The 13,682-nt window shown below is 58.6% G+C and carries 18 protein-coding genes and 1 pseudogene; 16 read left to right on the plus strand and 3 right to left on the minus strand.

What is annotated here, in order from left to right:
• Positions 1-2 precede the first annotated feature (2 nt).
• The 13 genes from NO887_RS14410 to NO887_RS14470 all read left to right on the plus strand — a co-directional run bounded on the left by NO887_RS14410 (position 3) and on the right by NO887_RS14470 (position 7,884).
• Positions 3-368, plus strand: coding sequence for a DUF7568 family protein (locus tag NO887_RS14410; RefSeq protein ID WP_006183445.1), 366 nt, complete (start codon positions 3-5; stop codon positions 366-368).
• Positions 369-445: 77 nt separating this feature from the next.
• Complete coding sequence (locus tag NO887_RS14415) at positions 446-841, plus strand: DUF7567 family protein (protein ID WP_006183444.1); 396 nt, start codon at positions 446-448, stop codon at positions 839-841.
• A 79-nt stretch (positions 842-920) separates the two neighbouring features.
• A complete protein-coding gene (locus NO887_RS14420; protein WP_122106725.1) occupies positions 921-1,322 on the plus strand; it encodes a DUF6166 domain-containing protein in 402 nt (133 codons plus the stop codon).
• Between the two features lie 23 nt (positions 1,323-1,345).
• Entirely contained in the window at positions 1,346-1,624 is a 279-nt protein-coding gene (locus tag NO887_RS14425) for a DUF7389 domain-containing protein (protein ID WP_006183442.1), read from the plus strand.
• Positions 1,625-1,673: 49 nt separating this feature from the next.
• On the plus strand, positions 1,674-1,895 hold the full coding sequence (locus NO887_RS14430) for a DUF8129 domain-containing protein (protein WP_006183441.1): 222 nt from the start codon (positions 1,674-1,676) through the stop codon (positions 1,893-1,895).
• A gap of 53 nt (positions 1,896-1,948) precedes the next feature.
• On the plus strand, positions 1,949-2,248 hold the full coding sequence (locus NO887_RS14435; protein WP_006183440.1) for a hypothetical protein: 300 nt from the start codon (positions 1,949-1,951) through the stop codon (positions 2,246-2,248).
• A gap of 140 nt (positions 2,249-2,388) precedes the next feature.
• Positions 2,389-3,075, plus strand: coding sequence for a DUF6166 domain-containing protein (locus tag NO887_RS14440; RefSeq protein ID WP_006183439.1), 687 nt, complete (start codon positions 2,389-2,391; stop codon positions 3,073-3,075).
• Positions 3,075-3,230 carry a hypothetical protein gene (locus NO887_RS14445; protein WP_006183438.1) on the plus strand — a complete coding sequence of 52 codons (156 nt, stop codon included), beginning with the start codon at positions 3,075-3,077 and terminating at the stop codon, positions 3,228-3,230. Before NO887_RS14440 ends, NO887_RS14445 begins: the two co-directional genes overlap by 1 nt.
• The gene (locus NO887_RS14450) at positions 3,227-3,763 is read left to right on the plus strand and encodes a hypothetical protein (protein WP_006183437.1); all 537 of its coding nucleotides are present in this window, start codon (positions 3,227-3,229) and stop codon (positions 3,761-3,763) included. The genes NO887_RS14445 and NO887_RS14450 overlap by 4 nt, the downstream gene beginning before the upstream one ends.
• A gap of 168 nt (positions 3,764-3,931) precedes the next feature.
• Complete coding sequence (locus NO887_RS14455) at positions 3,932-5,092, plus strand: dihydrodipicolinate synthase family protein (protein ID WP_137685130.1); 1,161 nt, start codon at positions 3,932-3,934, stop codon at positions 5,090-5,092.
• A gap of 325 nt (positions 5,093-5,417) precedes the next feature.
• Positions 5,418-6,419 (plus strand): DUF6610 family protein, encoded by a 1,002-nt coding sequence (locus NO887_RS14460; protein ID WP_137685131.1) that lies wholly within the window; start codon positions 5,418-5,420, stop codon positions 6,417-6,419.
• A 75-nt stretch (positions 6,420-6,494) separates the two neighbouring features.
• A complete protein-coding gene (locus NO887_RS14465; RefSeq protein WP_006184811.1) occupies positions 6,495-6,842 on the plus strand; it encodes a DUF8013 domain-containing protein in 348 nt (115 codons plus the stop codon).
• 112 nt (positions 6,843-6,954) lie between these two features.
• Positions 6,955-7,884: an ArdC-like ssDNA-binding domain-containing protein gene (locus NO887_RS14470; RefSeq protein WP_137685132.1), complete on the plus strand. Its 930-nt coding sequence runs from the start codon at positions 6,955-6,957 to the stop codon at positions 7,882-7,884.
• 125 nt (positions 7,885-8,009) lie between these two features.
• On the opposite strand, the gene NO887_RS14475 is transcribed toward NO887_RS14470, so the two are convergent.
• Entirely contained in the window at positions 8,010-8,705 is a 696-nt protein-coding gene (locus NO887_RS14475) for a nucleotidyltransferase domain-containing protein (RefSeq protein ID WP_137685133.1), read from the minus strand.
• Entirely contained in the window at positions 8,702-9,373 is a 672-nt protein-coding gene (locus NO887_RS14480; RefSeq protein ID WP_137685141.1) for a helix-turn-helix domain-containing protein, read from the minus strand. The genes NO887_RS14475 and NO887_RS14480 overlap by 4 nt, the downstream gene beginning before the upstream one ends.
• Positions 9,374-9,600: 227 nt before the next feature.
• Here NO887_RS14480 and NO887_RS14485 point away from each other — a divergent pair, with 227 nt between their 5' ends.
• From NO887_RS14485 to NO887_RS14495, 3 genes and pseudogenes are all read left to right on the plus strand, one after another.
• Positions 9,601-10,419, plus strand: a complete 819-nt coding sequence (locus tag NO887_RS14485; protein ID WP_137685134.1) for a hypothetical protein — start codon at positions 9,601-9,603, stop codon at positions 10,417-10,419.
• 172 nt (positions 10,420-10,591) lie between these two features.
• Positions 10,592-10,915 (plus strand): DUF6788 family protein, encoded by a 324-nt coding sequence (locus NO887_RS14490; protein ID WP_122106741.1) that lies wholly within the window; start codon positions 10,592-10,594, stop codon positions 10,913-10,915.
• Between the two features lie 93 nt (positions 10,916-11,008).
• Positions 11,009-11,604, plus strand: a pseudogene (locus NO887_RS14495) (DUF8170 family protein).
• A gap of 454 nt (positions 11,605-12,058) precedes the next feature.
• Here NO887_RS14495 and NO887_RS14500 read toward each other — a convergent pair.
• Positions 12,059-13,315: an orc1/cdc6 family replication initiation protein gene (locus NO887_RS14500; RefSeq protein WP_122106730.1), complete on the minus strand. Its 1,257-nt coding sequence runs from the start codon at positions 13,313-13,315 to the stop codon at positions 12,059-12,061.
• Between the last annotated feature and the right edge of the window lie 367 nt (positions 13,316-13,682).

Raw genomic sequence — 13,682 nt, forward strand, 5'->3', positions numbered from 1 at the left:
AGATGTCCCGGATCACAAACTGGAAGCGCGAGAGCCGCACGCCCACACTCGCATACCGGAATACCGAGACCGGCGCTCGGGCGGTCTTACACCGAGCGCCGGATTCATACCGCTACAAGTGGCGTGGCGTAATCCTCGTCGACGGCTACCCAGTGTGGTCGCGGGGGTACGAGACGAAGGACGCGAAATCGTTCCGTGACGAGCTCCGTGACCGGCCAGCGCCCGAACTGAGTTGTCCCGAGTGTCCGAACAGCGATATAGCAATCGGTGGGAAAACGGCTGACGGTGCGAAGGTTCAGCGCTGGGTCGAGTGTCGGAACTGTGGGTACGAAACATCCTCGCGAATCGTGTACGGCGCCGAGCGCTGATTGATAGGAGCGTATCTGCGGTGACGTTTATTTTGGGCCGGAATGGGTGGCCCGTCTCAATCGGGCCAGATTCACAGATGAGTCTGGAAGTCATCGACCGCCACAGCGAAGCACTGTTCGAGTTCCTCTGGTGTCCCGTCTGCGGGCACGAGATATTCAGTCACATTCCGTTCGAAGGTGTGTTCTGCAAGAACTGCAACACACAGGTCGAACTCCAAGAATCCCGAGAGACACGCGGCTACGAGGAGGCCGTGCTCGCCTGCTTCGACACCCACTCAACGTGGAACCTCCACGTCGACGAAAAGCTCCGTCGCGATCTACCCGATGGGTCGGCACGGGTGAAGATCCTCGGCGCACCGGGTGCCTACGAGGTCGACTGGTGGAGTCCAGCACCCGGCGATGACTGGCAGCCGGTCGAGCGTGGTGAATTCGATGAGGTCGACGAACCAGCCGATATCTCCCATCTCGCGTAGGGGCAAGCAGTCCCTGTGACTGTTTTTCACCCCCTGAGGGGTGCGGGGGTGCTCGAACGAGTAGCTCCCGAACAGACCAATGAGTAGACCTAGCGACACACACTCGATTGAACAGACACACCCAGCGAGCGACTGCGACATCGCCTACGTCGGGTATCGGCAGAGCGGGCAGGCTATCGTTGAGAAACGTCCCGGCCAAGAACGGCTCACACCAGAGCGGAGTCTCGCGCTGGTGAATCACAGTCCCTCGGGATTCGAATGGGGATATGGTGGTAGTGGTCCGGCACAACTCGCGCTCGCACTCCTCCTCGACTACACAGGTGACGAAGCGTTCGCCCTCGACCACTACCAGGCATTCAAAACCGAGGTCGTGAGCCAACTGGACTGTGCTGGGTCTGCTGGACGCTGGCGACTCACCGGGGCCGAGATCGACGCAATCCTTCACGAAACACCCGGCGAGCCGGCCGCACCGTCCATCTGAATATCAATCACCGAAGGTAACCCATGTCAGAACATACCCAACCATCTCGTGCGGATGACGAATCGACCGCAGCCAGTGAACAGACGACACGAACGGAGTACGTCGAACGCAGTGACGTCGGCGTCTCCCTCACCGTGAAGCTTACTCGCGGGACGGGCACCCGCGATCAGGACAAAATCGTGGCCAAAGCGAAAGGCAAGACTCTCGAAGACGCTCGCGAGGACATGGAGATTCTTCGGGAGTACATCCACGATCTCGCTGAGGACGCCCGCCAGATCCAACCCGAGGAAGAAGACGAGTAACGGCGGGGGCTGTTTTTTGTCGCCTCAGCAGTGACGGAGGCGATCATCAGTGAGCAATCCAGACGGTCAAACAACAGACGCAAGCGATCTTTCGCCAGAACAACGGCTCGAGCCATCGAATACGCGACTCATCAACGCTGGTATCGTGACGATCAACAATATGGAGACGCTGCGAGCCTGCGTCGCCTACGAGAACGCGAATCAGCAACGGGTCCAGATCCTCCGCCAGCTTGAACAGCGGGCCAGCGAACTCCGCGCACAAGACGATTGACCCAACGCCCGGAGGTGTCTGTCGGAGCCTCGGTGGGTGGAGGCTCAATCCAGATGAGCGATCGACCAGAGATCGAGATTCAACGACAGACCGCATTCGGTGACGATGGCCAACTCGAAGTAACCGAAACAAGCGTCGAGACCTCGCTTGAGGACTTCGGCGCTGACGTGGATCATCGTGACCGGGATTCACGTCTTGATCAGCCCGAGGCGTGTGAGTTCGGCGTCGACGATCGACCCGAAGTTGAGCAAACATCCGAGGGAGATCAGTCAACACTCTTCGCTGATACGGACGAGGATCAGCAGACCCTCGCTGGCGACGATGCAGCCGCTCGCTGTCTCTTCGAAGAATAGGCTTGCCTCTATCAGTTGGTTGTCTGATGAATTGTTATACTGAATTCTAACTTTGAAGCGACGTTGAGGGTCTAATAGCCGGTGGTGGTTTTTCGACCCCCAGCAGGGGTGCGGGGAATCCGAACGCCCGCATTCAACCGATGGAGACGAATTCGACTACCGACCCACGAGCAGTCGTACAGGATACGGATGAGCGATGTCAGGCGAGTACAGACCGCGTCGAGTACGTCGGGATGCGTGTCGACGGAACGCCAGTTGTCCTGAACCTCACCGCACACGAACGCCTCTCCCCCCATCAAAGTCTCGGTCTCGTGCGGCATAGCCCGGCGGGATTCGACTGGGGCTACGTCGGGAGCGGACCGGCACAGCTCGCCTGTGCGCTCCTCCTCGATTATACCGACGACGAAACTGTCGCCCAGCATCACTACATCCAGTTCCGCAACGACGTGGTCAGTCAGCTGGTGTGTGATGGCCCGGCCGACTGCTGGCACCTCACCGGGGAGGATATCGAGGCGGCACTCGCTGAATTCGAAGAGTACCGAGCACTCACGCCAGATGGTGGGACGCCGTCATCGTCACTACCGGCGAACTGGAGTGCGGTGAGCCGGACAGATCGGACAGTCTTCCAACGTCGGGATATCGACCACTACGTCGTCCTCGCCGAAGGGAGCGAGGAGTGGTTGATCATACTTTGTGCGCAGGGGGACCGGGCGTATCCCGCCCCACTCGACCATCGAACACTTCCGGTCGAGAACAATCCTGCTTCAACCGTGCAGGCACTCGTCGCTGAGAGTAACGATCTCGTCGAGCCAGAGGAGGACATCTGATGGAGAACATCCGACTCTCGCGGGCCACGTACCAACTCATCGAACGCGCCGTCACGGCGCTGGAGTGCATCGGCCGAGAACTCGAGCGATACAACGACCGGCATGAGCGAACAGCTGGGAAAGACACAGATGAGACGAATCCCAGCGAATCATGACTGACGAAGCGACGCTTGACTACTTCGAGGGCGAGAATTCAGCCGGTGAGTCTCGCTCGCTCACGCTGGAAGAGCGACTCCTCGCCCCGATATCCCCGTCCATCGGTCTGCGGGTGATTCCCGGTCGCGAGGATCCGCTCTATCTCCAAAATCGGGGAACAGAACGGTATCTTTTCCGCGACGATCACGACCGGTGGTTCATCCTTCAACCCTCGGCGAAGGACTCAGAAGAGGCGTTCGTCCGCTGGGTGTATCTCCCAGCAGACCGGCCCGAACGGCTGGCACAGTCAGCGCTTCGTCGACGGACAGTGACCGGCTATGATTATGTTCAGCGGTCGGCCGCACCAGATCCAGTCAGGTCGACGGTGACGGCGATGTTCGTCACGGAACGCTGGCCTGAGACCGCCTACGAGTGTGGGTCGTGTGAGACGCTGTTCGACACGTCACGAGAGCACGCCCTCCACTGCTGGGACGACCATCCGTGGGTGCCAAATCCTGAACAGGTGCGCCGTCGACGCGAAGCCGACGAGTGAATTGAAGAGCCGAAGCCAGGTGTCGGGACCGTCCAGATGATTAACCAACAGTACTGGATTTTTGGGTAGAATGTTGGTTAAGAGGTTGTTTTTGCGCCCGTGAGAGGGGCGCAGGGCGCGTGATGAGAGCGCTGTCGCGGGTGACGAATTCAATTTCGAGGAGACAAGATGAAAGACCCAGAATCCAGAACCGTGTTCGCCGGCGTCGACGGACGAACCGATACAGAACTACCCGACTGGTACCGCCGGAAGAAAACGGTCGACGAACCGAAGTCCTTCGCCGAGACGATTCGTGACCTCCCCCAGGCCGTCGAGACGACAGTCGCATACCGGAATCCCTACTCCGACGAGTGGGTCGAAACGGATCGCTTCAACGCCTTAGTCGAGCCGACGAGAGCGCGCGACCACGCGACAGACGATGAGCCCGGCGCAGACCCATTATTTCACGTCCCCACGGACAGTTACGCGATCATCAACCCGGTGGACGTGTACAGGCCCTTGGAAGAGGTCCTTCGCGAGGAGACCATCGACGGGACGCCGCTGGATGACGTGATGTTCGGCGAAATCCGGCGCTACCGGGGCGGTGGCGAGGTCCATATGGACGTGATGTTCGACGGCCTCGAAGTCCGGCTTCCCGGCCGGGCGGACCCGATCACGATGGCCGTGACCTCCGGCTACGACTTCTTCGGTGAGCACGCAGTCTACGTAGAGGGATTCGCTCAGGACGGGTACTGCTCGAATTCGATGCGCTCGCTCACCGATAAGGAGGTCATCAAGCACGTCGGGGACGTTCGGGACTTCCGGACCTGGTGGGAAGAGATTCTCGCACAGGTCGAGCTCGTCGCTGACGATCTCTTCGAGTTCATCCGAGATGCGCAGGAGATTGATCTCGAGTTCTCCGAGCTCCCGTTCACCGTCACCGAATTTTACAGCCTGCTGGGATTCCCGGACTATCTCGCAGAGCGTGCTGCCGAGGACGCCGAAGCGAACGCAGCGTCGCCGTTTGCAATCGATATGTGGACGCTGCACTCCGGCGCGACATACGCGCTCACCCACTTTTTCCAGGGGAAAGAGGGCACGTCCCTCGACCAGTACGTCCGCGTTGCGAACGACATCCTGTTCAACCCGGAGGGCACCATCGAGCGCGTCGAACGAGCCTACGAGGAGCAGCTGGAGGCGGACGGCGACGACGGGTCGCAGGCGTCGCTCGCCGGCGAGCGGGCGCTCGCGAGCATCGAGCGTGTGAACGAAGACCTGCAGGCCAACGTCGAGCAGTTCGAAGCACGTGAAGAGGCGCTTCGCGAGCGGTTCCAGCAGGTGACGAACTAGCGCAGTCATCCGTTTTCGCGTTTCCATATGGCAAACGAAAACGCCCACCAGCAGTGTCCGGTCTGTGATCGCCGAATCGCGAGCGTGACAATCGTCGGGCCGAGTGAAGCAGTGGTCACGCCGTGCGGGCATCGTATCGTTCCCCACCGACTCGACTGAAGGCCTGACTCACCGTTGAGCGGACACGGTGGCTACGTCGTCTCTATATTAACCAACGATGTGCGGGTTCTGGAGACTAGTGTTGGTTAATAGCGGACTGCGGCTCCGTTTATTGCCCCTCAGAGAGGGTGCAGGGCGGCTGGATTCGCCCTCGCAGCCCATGTTCATGTCGCTCGAAATCAACTCCAGCAGCAGTACTGATCGCGACATCACCGCTGCCAGACAAGCCGACGTCGTGGCGTTCCTCCATCGAGCGCCGTTCGCTCTGGATGCGTATCGGCTCGGATTCTTGCCTGGGTTCCGAGAAGACTGTGGGTACCAGCAGACCCAGTATCAGGACCTGAACATCCCCGTCGGGATGCTCGATAACGACTTTCGGAATCCCGATCTGGATCGGTACGTCGCCCGATTTTTCGAATACGAACCCAAGGTTGGCGTGATCGGAGATGTGTACGAGGGAGACGACGTCGACGAGTACGTGGCCGCTGCCCGCGAAGTTCAGGCGAGTTATCCCGACGCAGAACTCATCATCGTCCCAAAGTGTCGCGAGGTGATCGACACGATCCCGAACGACCTCGTGCTCGGTTACTCGCGGGGGTACGCCGACCGATTGGCGCACGAGTTCTCCGAGCCGACCGACTGGCGTGGCCGTCGTGTTCACATCTTGGGGGGCAGCCCACCGAAACAGTGGGACGTCATCCAGCAGTTGACCCGACCGACACTCACGGACGACCCACCGGCCGACATCGTCGGCCTCGACTGGAACGGGCTGCATCGCGGCGCGCAGTTCGGGGAGTTCTGGACGGCTGACGGCTGGGATGATAGCGGTCGTGACGCCTCCCACGTCACAGTTCGGAAGACAGTCCGACACAGTCTCGCCCGCATCAAGGCCTTCTGGCAGTCTCACGGCGTCTGGCCCGACTCAACGCCACATAGCGACATCCTCGAAATCGAGTACGAGGGTCCGTCACCGACCAATCTCGATAGCGCTGTGTGTACCGAATGCGAAGCGAACGTCTGGACGACTCGACGCGGTCCCTTCATCGCTGAGTATGATACCGGCGTGCTCTGTGGCTACTGCAGCTACGAGTGCTACTTCTCACATCGCCATCGGAACAACCTGGAGGAGATCGCCAGCGAGCAGAGCGTGTACATTCCACCGGCGTGACGCTACGAGTGGTTTTTCGCGCCCCGGAGGGGGCGAGGGCTCGATCCAAAAAGTCCTCCGAGAAGGTGATTTTCCGTGAGTCAACAACAGCGTCCGAACGATGTCTCGATTGACGACATTCCAGTCGACGTATCGAACACCCAATCAGGCGAGGTCGACCCCGCCGAGGTACCCGAGGAGATTCGGTCGATCACTCGTGGACTCGCAAGCGAGCAACCGCCGACGAATCCGCTCGTCGTCCTGAAGGCCGCCCGCTGGTGGTATATACATGGTAAGGGCGGGACCGATCCTGCGTTCCAGTGGGCCATCGAGTGGGCACGACACCTCGCGACGGACACGCCGAGCGATGTCGACCAGTTCGACGCGTTCCTTGAGTACCTCGTCACGGTCGGCTTCGCTGACGAGAAAGCAGCGCTCCGATAGCAGCTCCGATCTAAACCCCCCGAAGTCGCGCCGATGTTTATCGTGCGCCCCCGAGGGGTGCGGCGCGTCCTGACTTCTCGGAGACGTCGTCGTACTCGATGTGATGCAATCCATGATGACAGCCAGTGAGTCGGGGGTCTCGTTCGAGGAGACCGACACCCGACACGACAAGATGCACAGTACGATCGAAGACTGGATCGACGATCTCGTCGCAGACGTCGACGAGGCAAAAGCCAGCCAACAGTTCCAGGAGTGGCTCGATGTCCAGTCCCGATTCCACGACTATTCTCATCGTAACACCCTCCTGATCAAACTCCAGTGTCCCGAGGCGACCCGCGTGGCGGGCTACAATACGTGGAGATCGGAGTTCGACCGGCACGTCCAAGAGGGCGAACAGGCGATCTGGATCTGGGCACCCATTATTACGAAGCAGTGCCCCGAGTGCGAGAACTCACCGAGCTACCACGAGCAAAGCGACTGTGACTATGACGAGACATCGCCCGAGGAGTGGTCGAAAGGACTGGTTGGATTCAAACCAACGGCAGTCTTCGACGTGTCTCAAACCGAGGGCGAACCGCTACCCGAGCTGGAAACCGAGGCAGCTGGTGACGCCGACGACCTGGTGCCAGCGCTCCTCCATGCGGCAACTACTCTCGATATCGACGTCCGTGTCGTCGACGCTGCCGAGTGGGAGCATGGCGACGCGAAAGGCGTCTGCAAACACCGGACTCTCCACGAGGGCCAGCCCGTCGTCGAAGCGAAAGCCCGCTCAAATCAGGCCGATCTCGCGGTGACATTGGTTCACGAGTACGCCCACGCGCTGCTTCATTTCGATGGCGACGACGAGCCCGAGCGCGCAAAACGCGAGGTCGAAGCGGAAGCCGTTGCGTACATCGTCGGGCGGTATTTCAACCTGGATACGAGCGGGTCAGCGTTCTATCTTGCCGCGTGGCAGGACGACGATGCGGAGAGTATTCAGGAGCGTCTCGGCCGGATCAGTTCGACCGCTCAGGAAATCATCGACACAGTTGTAGAGGGCTGAACACCCCCTTCCCGGCTGTTAACCAACGCCGGAGGGTACTCTGTCGACATTGTTGGTTAATTCGTTCGGCATCCCGACCCCGTGTGTTTCGATCGGTCCCGAGACATACCCATCGACAGTCGATGTTATCGTTCAGAATCGATTCGGCGCTGCTGGTCACGAAGGAACTCAACGACGGCATCGATATCCTGTTCGGGAACCGTTTGCTGTTCGAAGACTCCTTTGAATGCATCTGCGAAATCCTCCGACGTGAGGCGGTTGAGGACAGTCTCGATGCGACCAGCGAGCTTCTCGGATTCTCCGCGATGCAGATGAGTCGCGATCCGGTCGAAATCCGCGCCAGCAGCCAGCACCACCAGATCCCGGGAGTCTGCCTTGCGGCCACTGTGAAGTTTCACGGCAAACAGCAACTCCCGTTCCGGAATCCTGGCTGTTACCGGGCGCCCGGTTCGCAGTTCCTGGGTGACGGAGTGCTGGGTCAGATAGCGATACGACCATTCAGCTTCCGTCTGGCGACAGCCCAACGCGTCGACCATCGCGTCGAACCGAACCGGATTCCCGATGTCCTTCTCAAACCGGATGGTACGGCCCTCGTAGAGCTCGTTTCGCTCGACATCGGCCGTTTTCTCGTAGCCGCGGTCGGTGAGAAGGTCCGTGTAGTCGTCGACCGCTTGGGCCGGAATGACGACGTCGACGTCCGTGGTGAAGCGCTGATTGAACGCCGCGATCGCCCACCCACCGACGAGGACGTATGGCAGGTCAGCGTCAATGACGGCCTCCAGCGTATCCAGCAGCTCGTCTTCGCGTTCACCGAGACTCATGCGTTCAAACGCGGATCCTCGTGGGACGCGTCAATATCGCGGTCGTACTCGTCAGCGATCATCTCCAACGCCGGCTCGTAGTTCACCCGGTACTCCAACATGTGCTCGATTGCATCGTCCAACGGAATGACCGGATTGCCGTCGACCCACTCGCGAGTGATGCCCCCACTCGTCGGGAACAACACGTACGAGACGGTCGCGTCGTAGTCGCTCGCATCCGGCCGCTCTTCGATCCGGCTCGGAATCCCGAACTCATCAAAGAATGCCGTCCACTGCTCAACATCCCGGTCGGCGACCTGGATGAAGATCGGATAATCGTCGTGGCCCCGGGCGATCTGATAGCCGCCGTGGGTCCAGACGTAGACGCCGTCGATTTTCGTGTACGCAAAGGGCATCCCGGCGAAGTGCGGAATGACGTAGCCGTCGTCGATCGAGGGGGGAACAGCGCGAGAAATAGCGGCGACGAGATCGTAGTAGCGATCCCTGACAGCGTAATTCTCGATGTAGACGCCGTCCTCACGCCGGATGAAGCCTGCGTCCTCCAACCGCTCGATCCAGTCGTAGACCCAGGAGTAGGAGCCGTCGATCTTCTGGGCGATTCGACGGATCGAGTCGCCCGGCCGGGCCGCGACCATGATCTTCGCCGCGGTCTCGTCGACGTACTCCATCATTGCTAGTTATCGGTATCGCATCTAACGGTATTAGTCTTGTCCCCCGTATTTCCTATAGAGTTATCTCTATACAGATATATAATTCTTGGCTCCGGTAGTCCGATCCGGCGCAGCATTCGAGCAGAAATGAATTAACCAACAGAGGATACGACTGATCGCTATTTGTTGGTTAAGTCTATCAGCGCCCGCCGAGGGGCGGAGGCGCAGTCCCGTCTCCACGAACTATGACCGACCGATATCTAACGACCGTTCTCGACGAGGCAGAGCGAGTCGCAGAGCACCACGAGCAGGTCGCCCAATCATCAGACCATCCGGAACACGAGTATCTCCGGTACGCCGTCCTTCGGCTGCTCGAAGACGAGGCTGACGACACATCGGTGGAGGTACCGCAGATTGACGGCGTGACTGTCGGCTACGGAGAGGACGACGCGATGTGCAACAGCTGGGACGACGACGTCGAGTGGTGGGAGACGGTTCCGCCGCAGGAGGCATGTACTCGCTTCCGGGTATTCTACCCCGACGAATACGACGCTGTTCCGCGAGTCATCGTCGACGTGATGGCAGCACTCGGGGCGTGGCGTGTCTGGATCGGGAGCGCTGCCGCCTGTGGCTCCTACGACCATCGCGAGCGGCGGGAAGTCCACTATCTGTGGCCGGAGGGGCATCCGGTCGAGGCCCTGGTTGCGAATCGGCTCCAGGATCCCGAAGCTGCGGTTGCCCCAGACGGCGGCCGCTCCGGCGACGTGCGCGATCGGATGGTCGTCACGGAGCACTCGCCCCAGCACGACGACCTCGAGCCGCGAACCAGCCGTGCCGTCGACGAATCGATGGCCGTCTCGCTGCTCGAAAAGGGTGGCCTCTATGAGGTCCGATCGGCGTCCGGAAACTGGTATGAAGTCGACGTGATCAGCGAGTCGTGTACGTGTCCAGACTGGCGGAAGCGTACGCCCGATGGCGGCTGTAAACACCTCCGGCGAGTCGATCAGGAGATCAAGCAGGGGCGGGTCCCACGACCTGATGGGCGTCTCCCCTCGAACTCGTAGGATCGCCCAGCGTTCGAGATCTCCCGAGGCTACTGTAACATCAGACGAAACTCCTTGATGGAGAGTTTCGAGTAGTGAGACGGCTGCTGGAGAACCGGTGAGAACAGTTGGCAGCAACTTAACCAACAAAACTATGCAGTTTGCGCCTGTGTTGGTTAACACAGATCGGCCCATGTCCTACGAGCCACCGACGCCCCCAGCGGACCTCCCCACCGACGTCATCGACACACTCAACGGCTATTCACCCGAGCTGCTCCGAGACGTTGCCCACTATGCCGAGGACCTCGCCGAGCATCGCGAGCGCGAGGCCCGCCTTGCCGAAGCGGAGGAGGAAGACGAGATCGACGAGCGACCCGATGACCTCCCCGATGATGTCCCGACGAAGGCGACGATCACGATCAAGGAGATCAACGACAACCGCTACTACTACTGGCAGTGGCGAGAAGGAGATCGCGTCAAATCAAAGTACAAATCCCCAGTGAATCCGGACGAGTAGACGAACTAGTACCTCAGTCGGATGGCCAGCTGTTCGGGGAGACACCCCGTCTGCGAAGTGAAAGACGCAGGGTACGGGAGAAGTCCCGAGTTGATGAGTGAGGATCCAGTCACTGTCGACGAACTCGCCGAGAAAGCCGACGAGTATCTGCACGAAGCCTCACTCACACCGGAAGAATACGAAGCCCTGAAACAGAGTGTTGCGGAGCTCACGCCGATCTTCTCAGCTAAGAATTCGCACTTTGTCCTCGGCAGCTACGGGAAACATGAAATCCGTCGTCTCCAGCTCGTAAAAGATCGTCTCAACCGACAGCCCGGTGCGTACGCGTTTCTGATGGTCGACATTCGAAGCGAGTTGACGAATACCTACCTCAAGTTCCGGCTGCTCGCCGATCACACAGACGTCATCGTGGGCGTCACCGAACACGCTCAGGGCTGCTTCCTCGTCGAGCAGGGCTACTTCACAGCCCTAGAGGAGTACTTCGCGAAGACGCACGTGTTCAAACGCGAGTACAACACGATAGATGCGGACGCGATCGACACGAACGTAGCCGTCGAGAGTCCTACAGTGGAATGCAGACCGCGATCTTCGAGATGCTCAACGATGCTAGGCGTCTCTGCCGGTGGACGACTGAGAACGACCTCGTCGAGTGTACCGAGGCTCTCGTGAGTGATCAGGAATACCCGTAGACAGAGACTAATCGGTTACTCACACCCCCGACGTTTCTGTCGTTTCTCCACGAAATCCTGTTCACTGATGGCCCAGACAACAAATGAACTCGAACAGGAAGACATCCCCCGTTTTCGAGTAGTAAGTGCGGGGGTGAATCCGTGCAAGATTGGGTCTTCGAACCACGAACCCTCACGGGATAAGTAGTCCACTGGAGAGCGATTGCAAATGCTCGTAAATGAAATGTCGTTTAGATTTTGTCAGACACTCCACTATTGCCAGTAAAATCGGAGGGTAAGACGCTATTAGATGAAATTGGCAACGGTGGTCCTGGTAGTAACTAGTCGGATTGATTGGGGCAGGGAGTTACTGGCAACACCGGAGAGGGTACTGGATAAACTGGCACTGACGGTTGCGCGGTTACTGGCAAAAGTGGAGAGGGTATTGGCAGTACTGGTGTTGGCGGTTGAGAAGTTACTCCAGAACCCGATGCCGCTTGGCAGTTTCACGAATATCGTCGAGCTCTCCGAGTTCACTTTCGAGTGCGTCGAGGGCCGACGACAGGGAGACATCAAGCTCGTATTCGTTGTAGTTTCCGCGTCCACTCGACGAGTCGACCAACCGTAAAATCCCGTGGAGGCTCAAATCCGACAAGTGGTCGTGTACCCGCCTGCGTTTCAGTGGTTCACTACCGTGATTTCGAAGAACTGCTTGATATCGCTCATAGATCAGTTTCGTTCGTTCAGGCGTTTCACCTTCTGCCGCTAGCTGGCAGACAGTCAGGAGCACATACTGCCCCTGCCGGGTCAACGAATGCATCCCTTCGACAACCTGTTGTCGCTGGATCTGATGCTTGGCCTCCCGAACGTGGTCTTCGGTGATTTCCGCCTCTCCACCCGCCATCGCGTCGTTCTCGGCGATATCAGCTGCTTTCCGGAGTAACCGTAACGCCTGCCGAGCAGATCCCGAGTCCTGTGCAGAGAATGCGGCGCACAGTGGGATTACATCTGATTCGAGGACATCGTCGTAGAGCGCGATATCGGCTCGCTGCTTGAGAATATTCTGCAGTTCAGTCGCGTCGTACGGAGGGAACAAGATTTCCTCTTCGCAAAGAGTGTCCTTGACTTTCGGAGAGAGGTTTTCTCGGAACTTGAAGTCGTTCGAGATGCCGACCACACCGATTTTCACATCGAGATCCAATTGCGAGCGTGCTCGTGGAAGCTCGTACAGAATATCGTCATCCGAGCCGATGTTATCGATCTCGTCCAGAACCACGAGAATAGTCCCACCGATCGACTCAAGGTCGTTGTAGAGTTCGTTGAAGATGCGTTTTTGTTGATACCCGGTTTCGCTCATCGGTTCGCGCGAAGACGAGACTGTGGTGAGAGGGTGAGAAGGAGAGCGAATCTCGTTCACGAGATTGACCGCTACCTGATAGGATGTGGTGCAGCCAGTACAGTTGAGTTCAATAACGTTGAGATCGACGTCGTCGTACTCTCCGGCGGATTCTTGCAGCTCCTCAAGAAGATCGTGCGTAGCAGCTGTCTTCCCGACGCCGGTAACGCCATACAGAAAGACGTTGTTCGGTTGCCAGCCCTGAATGACAGGACGGAGAGCGGCCGCATATTCGTCGAGTTCTTCGTCCCGCTCCTCGAGTGTCTCTGGCTGGTAATCATCCCGGAGGACGTCTTTATCCTGGATGATGAACGATTCTCGATTGAATCGGCCCATAGGCGGACTCAAGACGAAGAGCCATCATAAAACCAGGGGTTCCAGTATCACCACTAACCCACCACTCGAACCAGTTATGCCAGTACCGCCCTCGCTTATAAAACACACACACTCCACTATTGCCAGTAAACCTTTGCAACAACTGGAGGGGGTCGTTGACCCCCTCTCTAATTAGCGGTACTTTTAATATATTGTATGTTAAACCAAACCCGTACTAGCGAAAACTCGACTAGCTATAGTAGGTTTAGATAACAGTAACTAGACTAGAGACGTGACATCTTCTGCCCTCCTGTCCATTCTCCCCTCGTTACTGGCAATGGTGGAGTGAGAGAGGTACTTAAACGACGGTATTATTGGCAATACTGGC

The sequence above is a fragment of the Halorubrum laminariae genome, from assembly GCF_024494655.1.
Classification (GTDB): Archaea; Halobacteriota; Halobacteria; order Halobacteriales; family Haloferacaceae; genus Halorubrum; species Halorubrum laminariae.

What these genes read in the sequence shown, in the direction of transcription:
- NO887_RS14410 (WP_006183445.1), top strand. Translation starts at nt 3, where the DNA reads ATGTCCCGGATCACAAACTGGAAGCGCGAGAGCCGCACGCCCACACTC.
- NO887_RS14415 (WP_006183444.1), top strand. Translation starts at nt 446, where the DNA reads ATGAGTCTGGAAGTCATCGACCGCCACAGCGAAGCACTGTTCGAGTTC.
- NO887_RS14420 (WP_122106725.1), top strand. Translation starts at nt 921, where the DNA reads ATGAGTAGACCTAGCGACACACACTCGATTGAACAGACACACCCAGCG.
- NO887_RS14425 (WP_006183442.1), top strand. Translation starts at nt 1,346, where the DNA reads ATGTCAGAACATACCCAACCATCTCGTGCGGATGACGAATCGACCGCA.
- NO887_RS14435 (WP_006183440.1), top strand. Translation starts at nt 1,949, where the DNA reads ATGAGCGATCGACCAGAGATCGAGATTCAACGACAGACCGCATTCGGT.
- NO887_RS14440 (WP_006183439.1), top strand. Translation starts at nt 2,389, where the DNA reads ATGGAGACGAATTCGACTACCGACCCACGAGCAGTCGTACAGGATACG.
- NO887_RS14445 (WP_006183438.1), top strand. Translation starts at nt 3,075, where the DNA reads ATGGAGAACATCCGACTCTCGCGGGCCACGTACCAACTCATCGAACGC.
- NO887_RS14450 (WP_006183437.1), top strand. Translation starts at nt 3,227, where the DNA reads ATGACTGACGAAGCGACGCTTGACTACTTCGAGGGCGAGAATTCAGCC.
- NO887_RS14455 (WP_137685130.1), top strand. Translation starts at nt 3,932, where the DNA reads ATGAAAGACCCAGAATCCAGAACCGTGTTCGCCGGCGTCGACGGACGA.
- NO887_RS14460 (WP_137685131.1), top strand. Translation starts at nt 5,418, where the DNA reads ATGTCGCTCGAAATCAACTCCAGCAGCAGTACTGATCGCGACATCACC.
- NO887_RS14470 (WP_137685132.1), top strand. Translation starts at nt 6,955, where the DNA reads ATGATGACAGCCAGTGAGTCGGGGGTCTCGTTCGAGGAGACCGACACC.
- NO887_RS14475 (WP_137685133.1), bottom strand. Translation starts at nt 8,705, where the DNA reads ATGAGTCTCGGTGAACGCGAAGACGAGCTGCTGGATACGCTGGAGGCC.
- NO887_RS14480 (WP_137685141.1), bottom strand. Translation starts at nt 9,373, where the DNA reads ATGGAGTACGTCGACGAGACCGCGGCGAAGATCATGGTCGCGGCCCGG.
- NO887_RS14485 (WP_137685134.1), top strand. Translation starts at nt 9,601, where the DNA reads ATGACCGACCGATATCTAACGACCGTTCTCGACGAGGCAGAGCGAGTC.
- NO887_RS14490 (WP_122106741.1), top strand. Translation starts at nt 10,592, where the DNA reads ATGTCCTACGAGCCACCGACGCCCCCAGCGGACCTCCCCACCGACGTC.
- NO887_RS14500 (WP_122106730.1), bottom strand. Translation starts at nt 13,315, where the DNA reads ATGGGCCGATTCAATCGAGAATCGTTCATCATCCAGGATAAAGACGTC.